The organism is Bradyrhizobium sp. IAR9 (assembly GCF_013408065.1).
Lineage (GTDB): Bacteria > Pseudomonadota > Alphaproteobacteria > Rhizobiales > Xanthobacteraceae > Bradyrhizobium.
In genome coordinates this window covers 60,447-73,518 of the sequence record NZ_JACBZW010000019.1, presented here as the reverse complement: position 1 = coordinate 73,518, position 13,072 = coordinate 60,447, and the positions used below count along the sequence as shown (strand labels likewise).

The 13,072-nt window shown below is 64.4% G+C and carries 13 protein-coding genes; 9 read left to right on the top strand and 4 right to left on the bottom strand.

What is annotated here, in order from left to right; translation table 11 throughout:
- Positions 1–59: 59 nt before the first annotated feature.
- The 6 genes from flhA to GGD67_RS35170 are packed head-to-tail and all read left to right on the top strand — an operon-like array spanning position 60 to position 4,800.
- Complete coding sequence (gene flhA, locus GGD67_RS35195) at positions 60–2,141, top strand: flagellar biosynthesis protein FlhA (protein WP_179739214.1); 2,082 nt, start codon at positions 60–62, stop codon at positions 2,139–2,141.
- Positions 2,138–2,890 (top strand): flagellar biosynthesis protein FliR, encoded by a 753-nt coding sequence (gene fliR / locus GGD67_RS35190; RefSeq protein WP_018318464.1) that lies wholly within the window; start codon positions 2,138–2,140, stop codon positions 2,888–2,890. The genes flhA and fliR overlap by 4 nt, the downstream gene beginning before the upstream one ends.
- Before the next feature lie 7 nt (positions 2,891–2,897).
- Complete coding sequence (locus GGD67_RS35185; protein WP_179739212.1) at positions 2,898–3,317, top strand: hypothetical protein; 420 nt, start codon at positions 2,898–2,900, stop codon at positions 3,315–3,317.
- Complete coding sequence (locus GGD67_RS35180) at positions 3,314–3,790, top strand: rod-binding protein (protein ID WP_179739210.1); 477 nt, start codon at positions 3,314–3,316, stop codon at positions 3,788–3,790. Before GGD67_RS35185 ends, GGD67_RS35180 begins: the two co-directional genes overlap by 4 nt.
- A 42-nt stretch (positions 3,791–3,832) precedes the next feature.
- Positions 3,833–4,345: a flagellar biosynthesis protein FlgN gene (locus tag GGD67_RS35175; protein ID WP_179739208.1), complete on the top strand. Its 513-nt coding sequence runs from the start codon at positions 3,833–3,835 to the stop codon at positions 4,343–4,345.
- Positions 4,342–4,800 (top strand): hypothetical protein, encoded by a 459-nt coding sequence (locus tag GGD67_RS35170; protein ID WP_018318468.1) that lies wholly within the window; start codon positions 4,342–4,344, stop codon positions 4,798–4,800. Before GGD67_RS35175 ends, GGD67_RS35170 begins: the two co-directional genes overlap by 4 nt.
- A gap of 371 nt (positions 4,801–5,171) precedes the next feature.
- On the opposite strand, the gene GGD67_RS35165 is transcribed toward GGD67_RS35170, so the two are convergent.
- Complete coding sequence (locus GGD67_RS35165) at positions 5,172–5,942, bottom strand: response regulator transcription factor (protein WP_179739205.1); 771 nt, start codon at positions 5,940–5,942, stop codon at positions 5,172–5,174.
- 820 nt (positions 5,943–6,762) lie between these two features.
- Here GGD67_RS35165 and GGD67_RS35160 point away from each other — a divergent pair.
- Positions 6,763–7,719, top strand: a complete 957-nt coding sequence (locus GGD67_RS35160; RefSeq protein WP_179739202.1) for a hypothetical protein — start codon at positions 6,763–6,765, stop codon at positions 7,717–7,719.
- Between the two features lie 14 nt (positions 7,720–7,733).
- On the opposite strand, the gene GGD67_RS35155 is transcribed toward GGD67_RS35160, so the two are convergent.
- Positions 7,734–8,312, bottom strand: a complete 579-nt coding sequence (locus GGD67_RS35155) for a MarR family winged helix-turn-helix transcriptional regulator (RefSeq protein ID WP_018318472.1) — start codon at positions 8,310–8,312, stop codon at positions 7,734–7,736.
- 659 nt (positions 8,313–8,971) lie between these two features.
- On the opposite strand from GGD67_RS35155, the gene GGD67_RS35150 reads away from it, so the two are divergent.
- Entirely contained in the window at positions 8,972–9,859 is an 888-nt protein-coding gene (locus GGD67_RS35150; protein ID WP_179739200.1) for a dienelactone hydrolase family protein, read from the top strand.
- Between the two features lie 64 nt (positions 9,860–9,923).
- On the opposite strand, the gene GGD67_RS35145 is transcribed toward GGD67_RS35150, so the two are convergent.
- Both GGD67_RS35145 and GGD67_RS35140 read right to left on the bottom strand, forming a co-directional pair.
- The gene (locus tag GGD67_RS35145; RefSeq protein ID WP_179739196.1) at positions 9,924–11,192 is read right to left on the bottom strand and encodes a serine hydrolase; all 1,269 of its coding nucleotides are present in this window, start codon (positions 11,190–11,192) and stop codon (positions 9,924–9,926) included.
- A gap of 120 nt (positions 11,193–11,312) precedes the next feature.
- Positions 11,313–12,161, bottom strand: coding sequence for an SDR family oxidoreductase (locus tag GGD67_RS35140; protein WP_179739194.1), 849 nt, complete (start codon positions 12,159–12,161; stop codon positions 11,313–11,315).
- Between the two features lie 146 nt (positions 12,162–12,307).
- On the opposite strand from GGD67_RS35140, the gene GGD67_RS35135 reads away from it, so the two are divergent.
- Positions 12,308–13,057 carry an HAD family hydrolase gene (locus GGD67_RS35135; RefSeq protein ID WP_179739191.1) on the top strand — a complete coding sequence of 250 codons (750 nt, stop codon included), beginning with the start codon at positions 12,308–12,310 and terminating at the stop codon, positions 13,055–13,057.
- Positions 13,058–13,072: the final 15 nt, after the last annotated feature.

The following is a 13,072-nucleotide window of genomic DNA, read 5'->3' as shown; positions in this document are numbered from 1 at the left end:
CACCATCCCCGCGTAAGCTTTGCCGGGCAGATTAGGGGTGGACCCTCTGCCGGTGACCCATGGCCGATACGTTAGCTGCTAGCCTGCCGACCCCACGACGATTGGGGGCCGACGCCTTTTTCGCCGGCGGTATCGTGGCCATGCTCACGATCCTGTTCCTGCCGATCCCGCCGATCCTGATCGATCTCGGCCTTGCGTTCTCGATCGCGCTGTCGGCGCTGATCCTGATGGTCGCGCTGTGGATCCAGCGACCGCTCGACTTCTCGGCCTTCCCGACCGTGCTGCTGATCGCGACCATCCTGCGGCTGGCGCTGAACGTCGCGACCACCCGCCTGATCCTGTCGCGCGGCGGGGAGGGCGAGCAGGCCGCCGGCCACGTCGTCGCCGGCTTCTCCAAGTTCGTCATGGGCGGCGACTTCGTCATCGGCCTGATCATCTTCGCCATCCTGGTCACCGTGAATTTCGTCGTGATCACCAAGGGTGCGACGCGTATCGCCGAAGTCGGCGCCCGTTTCACCCTCGACGCCATCCCCGGCAAGCAGATGGCGATCGACGCCGATCTGTCGGCGGGCCTGATCGACGACAAGGAAGCCCAGCGCCGGCGCCGCGAGCTCGAAGAGGAAAGCGCGTTCTTCGGTGCCATGGACGGTGCCTCGAAATTCGTTCGCGGCGACGCCATCGCCGGCCTGATCATCACCGCGATCAACATTTTCGGCGGCATCATCATCGGCGTCACCCATCACGGCCTGACGCTGTCGCGCGCCGCCGACGTCTACACGAAGCTCTCCGTCGGCGACGGTCTGGTGTCGCAGATGCCGGCGCTCATCGTGTCGCTGTCGGCCGGCCTCTTGGTCTCCAAGGGCGGCACGAGAGGATCGGCCGAGCAGGCCGTGCTGCGCCAGCTCGGCGGCTATCCCCGTGCTGTCTCGGCCGCCGCGCTGATGATGTTCGTGCTCGCCTTGATGCCGGGGCTGCCGTTGGCGCCCTTCGTGCTGCTCGGCGGCGTCATGGCCTTCGTCGGCTACTCGCTGCCGAAGCAGCAGGCGGCCTTGAAGCAGAAGGAGGACGCGCGCAAGGCCGACGAGCGCGCCCAGGCTGAGGCCAAGGAATCCGTCAAGGACCAGCTCAAGACCGCCGAGATCGAGCTGGCGCTCGGCGGCCATCTTTCGGTCCATCTGCTGGGCTCGCGCACCGAGCTGGCCCACCGCGTGGCCAAGATCCGCAAGAAGTTCGCCAAGCAGTACGGCTTCGTCATTCCCGAGATCAAGCTCAGCGACAATCTGTCGATCGACCCCAAGGGCTACCAGATCCGGATCCACGACACCCGCGTCGCCCATGGCGAGCTCAGGCTCGGCGAGGTGCTGGTGCTGGTCGACAAGGACGGCAAGCCCGACGTGCCCGGCGAAGAGGTGGTCGAACCCGCTTTCGGCATGAAGGCGCTGTGGGTGACGGAAGCCTTCACGGACGAAGTCAAGCGGCAGGGCTGCAAGCCGGTCGACAATCTGTCGGTGCTGCTCACGCATCTGAGCGAAGTGATCCGGGCGAACCTCGCCCAGCTCCTGTCCTACAAGGACATGCGCGCGCTGCTCGACCGGCTCGATCCCGAATACAAGCGCCTCGTCGAGGATCTCTGCCCGTCGCAGATCTCCTATTCCGGCCTGCTGGCGATCCTGAAGATCCTGCTGGCCGAGCGGGTCTCGATCCGCAATCTTCACCTCATCCTCGAGGCGATCGCCGAGATCGCGCCTCATGTGCGGCGCTCCGAGCAGGTCGCAGAGCACGTGCGGACCCGGCTTGCCCAGCAGATCTGCGGCGATCTCTCCGACAACGGCGTGCTCAACGTCGTCCGGCTCGGCAACCGCTGGGAGCTGGCGTTCCATCAGAGCCTGAAGCGCGACGCCAAGGGCGACGTCGTCGAGTTCGACGCCGATCCGCGCCTGATCGAGCAGTTCGCGACCGAAGCCAGCGCCGCGATCCGCAAGTTCACCGAGAACGGCACCAGCGTCGTGTTGGCGGTGACGCCGGAAGCCCGGCCCTATGTCCGGATGATCCTGGAGCGGGTGTTCCCGACCTTGCCGATCCTGTCGCATGTCGAAGTCGCGCGCAGCGCCGAGATCAGGGCGCTCGGAGCGGTGTCGTGATCAGCGGCCTTGCCGACAGCGTGCTGGTGACGTTCATCGTGTTCTGCCGCATCGGCGCCTGCCTGATGCTGGTGCCCGGCTTTTCCAGCGTCAACGTTCCGGCCCAGGTCCGCCTGTTCGTCGCGCTCGTCACGACCTTCGCGCTGACGCCGATCCTGATCGCGGTGCTGAAGCCGCTCACGGACAACGCCGCGCCGCTGACGCTGGCGCTCCTGATCTGCTCCGAGCTCGTGGTCGGCAGCGTCATCGGGCTCGGCGGGCGGGTGTTCTTTCTGGCGCTCCAGACCATGGCGACCGTGATGGCGAGCGCGATCGGGCTCAGCAACATCCCGGGAACGCCGGTTGCCGACAGCGATCCGGCGCCGGCGCTGGTGCCGCTGATCATGGTGTCGGTCACCACGCTGTTCTTCATGACCGACCAGCATTGGCAGGTCCTGCGCGGGCTGATGAACTCCTACGACGTCTGGCGTCCCGGCGACAGGCTCGGCGGCGGCATGGCACTCGACCTGCTCGTCGGCCGCCTGTCGGAAGCATTCGTGCTGACGCTGCGGATCGCCAGCCCGTTCATCGTCTATTCGGTGATCGTCAACCTGGCGGTCAGCCTGATCAACAAGCTGACGCCGGCGATTCCGGTCTATTTCATCTCCGTGCCCTTCGTGCTGTTCGGCGGCTTCCTGCTGCTCTACCTCACGAGCGACGAGCTGCTGACGCAATTCATGCTCGGCCTCTCGTCCTGGCTGGCGGAGTGAGCCTGTGATGACGTCCCGCGCGGACAAGCTCGGCCGGATGGTTTCGCTGGTGAAGCTCCAGCTCCGGCTGTCCGAATGGCAGCTCGCGCAGCTGCGGCAGCAGGAGAGAAGCCTGCGGGACGAGCAGGAATGGCTGGTGGGAGCCCTGAATGATGGCAAGCCGCCGGCGGGATCGTCGAGCGATTCGATCGCGCGGCGCTTGAACAGGACGAGCGTCGGTGCGCGCGCGATCCAGACGCAGGCCGCGCAGCAGCTCGACCAAGTCCGCGCCGAGAGCCGCCGCGTGAAGCAGCTCGAGCAGGTCGCGAAGGCGGCGCTGGCCGACAAGCTCCGTGACGCCGAGAAGCGCTCGCTCGAGGAGATGACGGGAATAAGCCCAGCCGTGCGCGCGTGGACGCCACGGCCAGCCAATCGGAACAAGCCATGATCGTGACCGCGACGCCCGACCTCGTTCTCGACGTCCTCGAGGCCGCCGATCCCGTGACCCAGCGCGCGGCGACCGCGAAACTCGATGCGCTGAAGTCCTCCGATGCCGACTTCGCCGCCACGATGGACGCGGAGGCCGGCAAGGCGGCGGCGGCTGCCGAGCAGACCGCGACGAAGGTTTCCGAGGCGCAGTCGGATGTGGTGAACGGGGCGCCGGTGCGGATGATCAAGGCGCCGGCGTCCGGCGAGGTGTACCGGAAGTTCGAAGCTTTCATCCTCCAGACCTTCGTCGAGACGATGCTGCCGAAGGAATCCGAGCAGGTCTTTGGCAAGGGCACGGCCGGCGGCGTCTGGAAGTCGATGCTGGCGGAGCAGCTCGGCAGCCAGCTGGCAAAGGGCAACGGCGTTGGCATCGCCAAGCAGCTGGCCGCCGCCAATCCGGCGGGGCCGAACGGTGCTGGCAAGGCTGGATGATGATCCTCGAACGGGTGACAGAAGTTGAAGGGTGGATTTCCTATGCAGGCACAAGACAGCGCGGCGGCCATGGTGATCGAGCAGCCAGTCGTGGATACCGGGGTGATGACGACGGAAGCAGCAGAAGCCGATGCGCTGCTGCCGGTGCTGCTGCCGGTCATGAGCGGCGAGGTCGTGGTCGACGGCGCGGATGCGGCGAGATCGGATGAAGTGCGCGGCCTGCTGGCAGCGATCCGCCGACTCAAGAGCATCGTCGAGGAGGAGACGGTCGCGCTCACGACGCGTCAGAAGATCGATTTCGACGACTTCAGCGCGCGGAAGAGCCGGAGCATGCTCGAATTCGTCCGCCTGATGCGGGCGCGGATGCATCTCGGCGGCGACGTCGAGGTCACCGAGGAAATTCGGCGGCTGCGCGAGAAGCTCGAGCGGAATCGCTCGATCCTCGAAATGCACTACGACGCGGTGCGCGAGGTCGCGGGCATCATCGTCAAGGCGATCAAGGAGGCCGAGTCGGACGGCACCTATACCGGCCGCGCAGCACAGGACGGAAAATGATCAGACTGGTGCTGGCCGGGCTCTGGGTATGCATCCTCACCGCGGGCACGAGCTATGGCGTGGCCTATTGGAAGGAGAACGGCAGCCTGCTGCCGGCGAAGGACGAATATCTCGACGGGCTGCAATACCAGAAGACCCGGGCATTGAGCGTGCCCATGGTCGAGAACGGCAATGTGCAGGGCTATATCGTCGCGCGCTTCGTCTACACCGTGGAGGCGCGGACGATGCACCAGCTCAACGTTCCGCCGGAGCCGTTCGTCGTCGACGAGGCCTTTCGCAGGATCTATGCCGACGACCGTCTCGACTTCAGGAAGCTCGCCCGCTACGACCTCTCCATCCTGACGGCCGCCATCAAGCAGCGCGTCAACGAGCGGATGCAGGCTGACGTCGTCCAGGACGTCCTGGTCGAGGATTTCAATTACGTCTCCAAGGAAGAATTTCAGCAGAAGCCGTAGAACGTGATGCCGGGGCTATCGCATTTGGCGCTTTGCGCGAGCTGAGCGCGCGCCTCGTCCTTCGAGACGACCGCTTCGCGGTCTCCTCAGGATGAGGCTAAGCGGGCATCGACACTCGTCAAAACTGGCGCAACGCTCTCGGTCCTCATCCTGAGGGCCCGCCAACGGCGGGCGTCTCGAAGGATGGCCACAGGCGAAATCGCGCCCATATGCGATTGCCCTGCTCACCAGGGGTAGGGTAGGGGAACGCAGCTCCATCGGGGCACTCGTAGGGCTCATCCCATCCGTCTTCCCGCCCCGAACGTGCAACGGCCTCTGCGAAGGTGCTTCGCAGAGGCCGTTGTTGGTTTCGCCCGCAGGCTTGTGCCGTGTCAGTTGTTGACCGGATAGGCGGCCGGGACGGCATGCGCCCTGTTCAAGATGATGCCGACCTCGTCGAGCTCCTGCATCGGCACGTCGAGAGTCTCGCCGGCGGGGATGTCGAGGCGGTAGCCGACGTAACGCCGGGCCACGATCGCATCGAAGCCGAGGCGGTCGCGGAGCTTCTTGCGCAGCTTGCTGACGTGGCTCTCGATCACGCTCTCGTCGAAGGTGGACTCGAAGATGCCGTAGACCGCGTTGAAGATCTGCGTCTTGGTGATCCACTTGCCGTGATTGCTGACCATATACTCGAGAATGCGCAGTTCGCGGCGGGGCAGGGTGAGGGCGTGGCCCGCGATCTCGGGGTCACGGCCGTTGAAGAAGACCTGGATCCTGCTCTCGCAGGGCCTCGGCAGCTCGCCCACCCGGCGGCGCGCGATCGCGGCCGTTCGGGCTAGGATCTCGCGCAGGTGGATCGGCACGTGCACGACGTCGTCGACGCCCGACTCGAACAGCTCCAGCGTGTTCTTGAGCATCTTCTGGCCGCTCATGGCGATGATGGGAGCCGAGGAACGCTTGCGCATCGCCCGCGGCAGGCTTCCGCGGGCATCGCAATCCCCGAGAAGGAAGGCGTCCACCGCCGCCAGATCCGATTCACTGGCGGATTGCATCCAGTCCCAGAATTCTCCGGAGGAGAAGCCGATCGACGATACGCCTTCGCGAACGAGCCCTCCGACATAGCTGTTCGCGACGCTCTCGCGATCATCAACGATAATATACATCAGTCTTTCGCCCCTGTTTCGCACCTGTCGCCGCCGGTTGGTTGTTGTGATGCCCGGCTCGGCAACGATGCTGTTTGACGACATTCCTTCCCGCGAACCGTTGTTATGGTTTCGATATTCGCGGGCAGCCCTACGCATTCAGTGCCTGCGTCTCGCAGGCCTGTTACTTCAACTCGATACTGAACGCTTACTGCGTGAGGCCCGGCGGGTGTCTTACGGATCACCTCGCGGGGCGGATTGAGAAACGACCTAGAACAGTTGCGCCAAGTTGCTCATCGCGTCCGAACGCCACTGAATCTGTGTCGATCTCCTCGCCAACTGGCGAGAATCACTTGAGTAGGACCGTAACAATTGCCGATTTCCGATCAAGCGTGCGTAACAAAGCGATTGCTACGTGTGCTTGATGCTGTTGGTTTGTTTCGGGTTGTTTCTTGATATATTCAAACGCATCAGTTGATTTGGAAGCTAAACTAGTTCTGCATCGTGATGGGTCTAAGGTTCCGCATCCCCGTACAATCACAGCTATTTTAGGTGGTGTGGGGGATGAGGCATACCGAGGGGTTTTCAACCCGGGATTGACTCTCATGGACGTGTTTCCCCATGCGACAATTCGACTCACGTGTGGCGGCGAGACTCCAGCTTGGCGAAATCTTGGCGAGTGTGTGTCTTTCGAGTCGCACTCTCGCCACGTGCATGACGCGATTGACTCATGTGACGTCGCATCGCGCGCGATGGAAAAGTTTTCGATGCGCACGTTTCAGGCAAGCTTCGGCAAATAACGTCACCGTTCGACAGATCGAACCGAACGGAGCATTTTCACATGTTGTCCGATGGACAAGCTCGTCCCAACGCGACCGCTGATGTTTCCGCAACGACGAAGCCGACTTCCGAAGCACGCGATACGAAGGACGATATGGCGCGAGCGCCCAGGCCCGCTGCGGGCGCAAAGCGGGCATCGGCCGCGGCAAGCGATGAAGCTCTGGCAAAGGAGGCACTCGAGGGGCTGAAACGTATTCGCGCCAAGGCGCGTCTCGACAAGATGGCGATCCCCAAGCCCGCGCCGACCGTGATCAAGCCGGCCGTGATCGTCGCCAAGCCCCCGCCGCCCCGTCCGACATGGGTTGCGCCGCTCGCAACATTGGCGGTCGCCGCCATGTTGGTGGTCTGCGCCTGCACCGGCGTGATCGCCTATCTCACCACGCAGCCCGCCCAGAACAACGTTGCAGCCAATACGGAGATCAGGAATCTGCGCGAGACCGTCGCGCATCTGCGCAAGCAGGTGTCGGGCGTGTCGGAGAATCTCGACGGCCTGCGCACCGCGGTGGATCAATCGAGCAAGGCGACCAATGACCGTTTCGGCAGGTTCGCCGAGAATTTGGACCGTATCGAGCGGGTGAGCTCGTCCTCGACAGTGAAGCTCGACAAGCTCGCTCAAGCGCAGGTTCAGACGCCGGCTCCGGCGCCGGCCATGGTGCAATCGCAGCCCTCGCCACAGCAAGGATCGATGCTGGCCTCGGCCGCAGCACCCGAGTTCACGGGCTCGGTGTCTCCGTCGGAGCGCGCGCCGGCGCCGCGGAAGGTGATCAAGGGCTGGTCGGTCCGCCAGGCCTATGAAGGCATTGCGATCCTGCAGGGTCCGAACGGCGTCATCGAGGCGGTGCTGGGACAGCAGGTGCCCGGCCTTGGCCGCATCGAGGAGATCAGGAGCGAGAACGGGCGCCTGGTGGTGGAGGCGAGCGGCGGTGTCATCTATTCGTCACGCAAGGCGACGCCCTGATCGAGGGCTGTCCTCTATTGGCGGTGATGCTCGAAGCTGGTGCATAGCAGATCGACCTCCGCCTCCGCGATCGGCGAGCGAAACAGGCGGCAGCTGAACTCGGCCGCTGCCTTGCTGTCGGTGGTGGTGCGCTCCTCGCGGAGGAAGATGCATCGCTTGCAGACGTCGGTGTGGTGCCGCTGCTCGGCCGCGTCCGACTGATCCAGCACGTGCCGGAACGTGTCGCGGAAGCGGATCTTGACCTCGTCGTCGAGAACGGCAATCGCATCGATCAGAACGCTGACGGGGTCGCGCACCAGGAACTTCTTGCCCTGCTGCGTCACGCTCAGCATCACCGAGCGCTTGTCGGTGGCCGAGCGTTTTCGCTCGATGTAACCCAGCCGCTCGAGCTCCCCGATGATGAACGAGGCGGTGCCGCGCGTGGTGCCGACGTAACTCGCGAGCGCCGAAGGCGTCCGGGAAAAACGGTTGGCGCGGGAGAGGAATCGCAGTGCCATCCACTCGCGGTCGCGCAGGCCGTGCTTGGTGCCTTCGAACCACAGGATTCGTGCGACTTGCTCCAACAGTTCAATCGATTCGCGAGCCAAATTCATTTCAATTCCAGATCGGATAAAGCTTTATTCAATTGAGCCTTGGGGTGCGCAATCTGCGTGGACGAGAATGAAGTCCCCGCGTGCCCCTTGGTCCGTTGCCGGACGGCGGACCGCGCGCGGGGAAGAAGCTCTCTCTGCAGAGATGGAACTTCCGGCCGTGGAACTAGGGCGTCACAAAGAAAGTTCGAGTAAATCGCACGGCTCAAGTCCGCTGAAAATTTCAATCAAATGACGACGGCTCGCACGTGATTGACGGTGATGTGCCGATGCGCGAGCAACATGATGTGTCATTATTGCCGCTGCGGTGCCCATTTGTTGCGAGTGAGCGCGTCGAATGCGCGCACATGCGCATCAGCCGCAGCAATTGGCGGTGCGGGCAGCCGTGAGAGAACCGTCTTTTTCGGTTAATGGATGTTGCGATGCAGTGCAGCTAGACGGTTAAGTCCGGCGCACGAGCGATGGGTGTCAGAGTGTCGTTGGGACTCGAAATAGTCAGCGCCATTCAACGTCGTGCAGCATTGGCAGCCACGGTCGCCTGGCACGGTCTGGCCTGAAAGCGCGCGTGCTCGCAGGCTGGTGATTTGCATCTCGCCGGCAACTATTGGCGAATGCGTCGCCCCCGGGGGGCATCAGCACAGGCAGCAGCAAGGGATAGACCGATGAGCTTCGAAACCACCATGACATCCGACGTCGTCGGGTTGACGAAAGCCGCCCCGGTTTCGCGTCGCGGATTCATGAGCGCCACCGCGGCCGTCGCCGCCGGCTACACGCTTGCGGCCGGGCCCGTGCGCGCCGAGGCGATCACGACCGACGCCAATGGTCTCCAGGTCGGTGACGCCAGGATCAAGGTCGGCTCCGAAGAGATGCCCGTCTATTTCGCCCGTCCCGCCGGCAATACCAAGGCGCCGGTGATCATCGTGGCGATGGAGATCTTCGGCCTGCACGAATACATCAAGGACGTGACGCGGCGTCTCGCCAAGCTTGGTGCGTTCGCAATCGCGCCTGACTATTACTTCCGCAAAGGCATCGATCTGACCAAGGTCGCCGAGGTCAAGGATCTGTTGCCGGTGGTCAATGCCAAGCCGGACGCGGAGCTCATGTCCGATCTCGACGCGACGGTGGCATGGGCAGGATCGCAGGGCGGTGACACGGTCAAGCTCGGCATCATCGGCTTCTGCCGGGGCGGTCGCACGGTCTGGGAATATGCCGCCCACAGCGGCGCGCTCAAGGCCGGCGTCGCCTTCTATGGCACCTTGGTCGATCCCGAAAATCCGCTGTTGCCGAAGAGCCCGATGCAGCTCGCCCCCGAGATGAAGGCGCCGGTGCTCGGCCTTTATGGTGGCGCCGATACCGGCATTCCCGTCGCCCAGGTCGAGCAGATGAAGGCCGCGCTCGAGCAGAGCAAGAAGACGGCCGGGTTCAAGATCTACCCCGAAGCGCCGCACGGCTTCCATGCCGACTACCGCGGCAGCTACCGCAAGGACGCCGCGGAAGATGCCTGGAAGCAGGCGCAGGCCTGGTTCAAGAAGTACGGCGTGTTGAGCTGAGCGCTGGATCAAAACAAAAGGGCGGCCCGATCGGCCGCCCTTTTTCGTTCAGTGCGTGCCGATCTCACTTCACCATCGCACCATAGACGATGTCCTGAACCTGCTCGCGATAATACTTCCTGAGCTCGCCCGGCGCAGCCGTTCCCACCACGACGACGAGACGCTCCTTCGGGTCGCAGAAGAATTGCGTTCCGTAGGCGCCGTTCCAGGTGAACTCGCCGGGATTGCCGGGGACCGACGACAGCCCTTCGCTGGTGCGAACCGCGACCGAAAGGCCGAAGCCGAAGCCGCCGCGATGCGGCTCGACATTGGCCACGTTGTTCTTGATCTCGGGGCCAAGATGGTTAGTCGTCATGTGATGCACGGTCTTCGGACCGAGGATGCGCTGGCCGTCGAGCTCGCCGCCGTTGAGCAGCATCTGCCCGAAGCGGGCGTAGTCGCCGACCGTCGCAAACGAGCAAGCGCCGCCGCAGTCGAACTTGGTCGGGGTGTCGAGCAGCTTGATCGCCTGCGGCTTGCCCGTCAGCGGATCGTTGGCAAACGGGCGGGCGAGGCGAGGGCGCTGCGCGTCGGTCGGATGGAAAGTCGCGTCCTTCATGCCGAGCGGCTGCCAGACATTGGCGGCGAGATACTCGCCGAGCTTCTGCTCGCTCACCTTCTCGACGACGGCGCCGAGCACGTCGATCGAGAAGCCGTATTCGAATTCGGTCGAGGGCTGATGCGCCAGCGGCAGCTTGGTGATGCGGTCGATGAAGGCCTGCGTGTCGCCTTCGATCGCCGGCGCGATGCCGTCAGGATATTGCCGCGCCACCGGGCTCGAACTGTCGGGACGGCCGCCATACATCAATCCGGACGTATGCCGGTAGAGATCGTGGATGAAGATCGGCGAAGCCTGCGGCTCGAGCTTGAGCGAAGCGTCCGCCTGGCTCACGCCGACCTTCATGTCGGCAAAGCCGGGATAGTAATCGGACAGCTTGGCCTGGAGGGGCAGCCGACCCTGCTCCATCAGCGTCAGGCCCGCGACCGCGGCCATCGGCTTGGTCATCGAGGCCAGCGCGAAGATCGCATCGATCGGCATCGGCGTGCCCTTGTCCGGATCGAGCATGCCGTAAGCCTTGTAGTGCACGAGCTTGCCGTCGCGCGCGATGGCGACCACCGCGCCGGGCACGCGCTTGGCGGCGATCTCGCGAGCGAAGAAATTGTCGAGGCGCGCAAGGCCCTGACTGGAGAAGCCGACATCGTCGGGTTTGGCTTCGGGCAGCGGCGCGGCGATGGCCGTGCCGAATGTGATGACGGCAGCCGCCGCCGCGATCATGGCGATCGTCTTGTTCATTATGTCCTCCCGCACGAGCTCGTTGTGTGAGCGGCTCGTTGCACGCCTAGATCACGACTGCACCGGCGCGAAGTCAAGCGCGGGCAAAGCATGTCTGGGACGCGCCGGGACGCCGGAACCCTATCGTGCTTCGCCTGCGTGCCACAGCGCATCGAGGCCGTGCCGATAGGTCGGGTGGACAAGCGCGACGCCGAGCTCGCGCTTCAGTCTCGCATTGGAGACGCGGGCGCTGCTGGCATAGAAGCTGCGCGCCATTGCCGACATCTCGGCGGTGGCGAACGCCTCTTCCGGCGGCGGCGCAACGCCCATCAGTTTCGCCGCATAGGCGATCACGTCCTGCGGCGGTGCCGGCTCGTCGTCGCAGACGTTCCAGGTCCCGCCGCCCTTGTGCTGAATCGCGGCCATGATCGCGCTCGCGATGTCGTCGACGTGGATGCGGTTGAAGACCTGGCCGGGCTTGATGATGCAACGCGCCGTTCCCGCTCGCAATGTCGCCAGCGCGTTGCGGCCGGGGCCATAGATGCCCGCAAGCCGCAGGATCGCGGCATCGCCGTGCGCAATGTCCATCCAGGCCTGCTCGGCAGCAACCCGCATGCGGGCGCGGTCGAGGGTCGCCTGCGGCGGGGTACTCTCGTCGACCCAGCCGCCGCCGTGATCGCCGTAGACGCCGATGGTGGAGAGATAGACGATCTTGCGGCGGCCCGCCGCCAACACGTCGCCGAACGCCGTGATGGCGGGATCGCCGCCGCTACCGGGCGGGATCGACACCACAAGGACGTCAGCATCGCGGACCTGCTCGATCGTCTCGCGTGCGAGGGGCTCGCCGGAGAAGGCGTGGACCTCGATGTCGGCAAGGCCGTTCCGCTGCGCGGGATCGCGCACGGTGCCGGCGATATGCGAGAAGCTGCCGCCATGTTTGCGGGCGAAATGCCGGGCACTGTAGCCGAGCCCAAGGATAAAGAGCCGCATGCGTCTCCCGTGCAGGTCGAAAGTTCCCGTTCGCGCCGTCGCGCGTCGTTTGCTCATAAGAGATTTTTGGGTCCGGCAAAAGATATTGCGATTTGTCTCGCCTTCTGCCTCGGGCGATGTTCGCCTGTCACAGGGAGGCATCGATCATGCAGGCAGAAGCGCTCGCTTTCGCCCCGGCGGATTCGCTGATCCGGCGCGCGAACGCGCTGATCTTCGACGTCGACGGCACCCTCGCCGAGACCGAGGAGCTGCATCGGCAGGCCTTCAACCATGCCTTCGCCCGCCACGGTCTCGACTGGCAGTGGGACCGCGCTCTCTACAAGGACCTGCTGCGGGTGACCGGCGGCAAGGAGCGCATGCGCGCTTACCACGAAAAGCTAGGGATCAGCCCGCCATTGCCGGACGAGGCCATCGCCGCGCTTCACCACATCAAGACCGCGCATTACGCCGGGCTGATCGAGACCGGTTGCTGTCCCTTAAGGCCGGGCGTGATCGAGCTGCTCGCTGCGGCGAAGGCGCGCGGCCAGCGGCTGGCGATTGCGACCACGACCTCGCACGGCAACATCGATGCGCTGCTGTCGCAGGCGCTGGGGGCGAACTGGGCTGCCGAGTTCGACGCCATCGTCGCCGGTGACGATGTCAGGCACAAGAAGCCGGCACCGGACGTCTATCTGGAAACGCTGGCGCGGCTGCAGCTCGGCGCGGCCGACTGCGTGGCAATAGAGGATTCCGCCAACGGGCTGATGGCGGCCTCACGCGCCGGCATTCCGGTTCTGATCACCCGCAGCATGTTCTTTGCGGATGATGATTTTTCCGCGGCGCGGGCCGTGCTGGATGACCTGTCGGAACTCGGGGCCGCCAAACCAGAAACTGAAAAACAACCCCATGCACAGTAGATCACGCCCGCGTGT

Bases quoted from the DNA above. Each gene is read 5' to 3' on its own strand.
- flhA (WP_179739214.1), top strand. From the start codon at position 60: ATGGCCGATACGTTAGCTGCTAGCCTGCCGACCCCACGACGATTGGGG.
- GGD67_RS35185 (WP_179739212.1), top strand. From the start codon at position 2,898: ATGACGTCCCGCGCGGACAAGCTCGGCCGGATGGTTTCGCTGGTGAAG.
- GGD67_RS35180 (WP_179739210.1), top strand. From the start codon at position 3,314: ATGATCGTGACCGCGACGCCCGACCTCGTTCTCGACGTCCTCGAGGCC.
- GGD67_RS35175 (WP_179739208.1), top strand. From the start codon at position 3,833: ATGCAGGCACAAGACAGCGCGGCGGCCATGGTGATCGAGCAGCCAGTC.
- GGD67_RS35170 (WP_018318468.1), top strand. From the start codon at position 4,342: ATGATCAGACTGGTGCTGGCCGGGCTCTGGGTATGCATCCTCACCGCG.
- GGD67_RS35165 (WP_179739205.1), bottom strand. From the start codon at position 5,942: ATGTATATTATCGTTGATGATCGCGAGAGCGTCGCGAACAGCTATGTC.
- GGD67_RS35160 (WP_179739202.1), top strand. From the start codon at position 6,763: ATGTTGTCCGATGGACAAGCTCGTCCCAACGCGACCGCTGATGTTTCC.
- GGD67_RS35155 (WP_018318472.1), bottom strand. From the start codon at position 8,312: ATGAATTTGGCTCGCGAATCGATTGAACTGTTGGAGCAAGTCGCACGA.
- GGD67_RS35150 (WP_179739200.1), top strand. From the start codon at position 8,972: ATGAGCTTCGAAACCACCATGACATCCGACGTCGTCGGGTTGACGAAA.
- GGD67_RS35145 (WP_179739196.1), bottom strand. From the start codon at position 11,192: ATGAACAAGACGATCGCCATGATCGCGGCGGCGGCTGCCGTCATCACA.
- GGD67_RS35140 (WP_179739194.1), bottom strand. From the start codon at position 12,161: ATGCGGCTCTTTATCCTTGGGCTCGGCTACAGTGCCCGGCATTTCGCC.
- GGD67_RS35135 (WP_179739191.1), top strand. From the start codon at position 12,308: ATGCAGGCAGAAGCGCTCGCTTTCGCCCCGGCGGATTCGCTGATCCGG.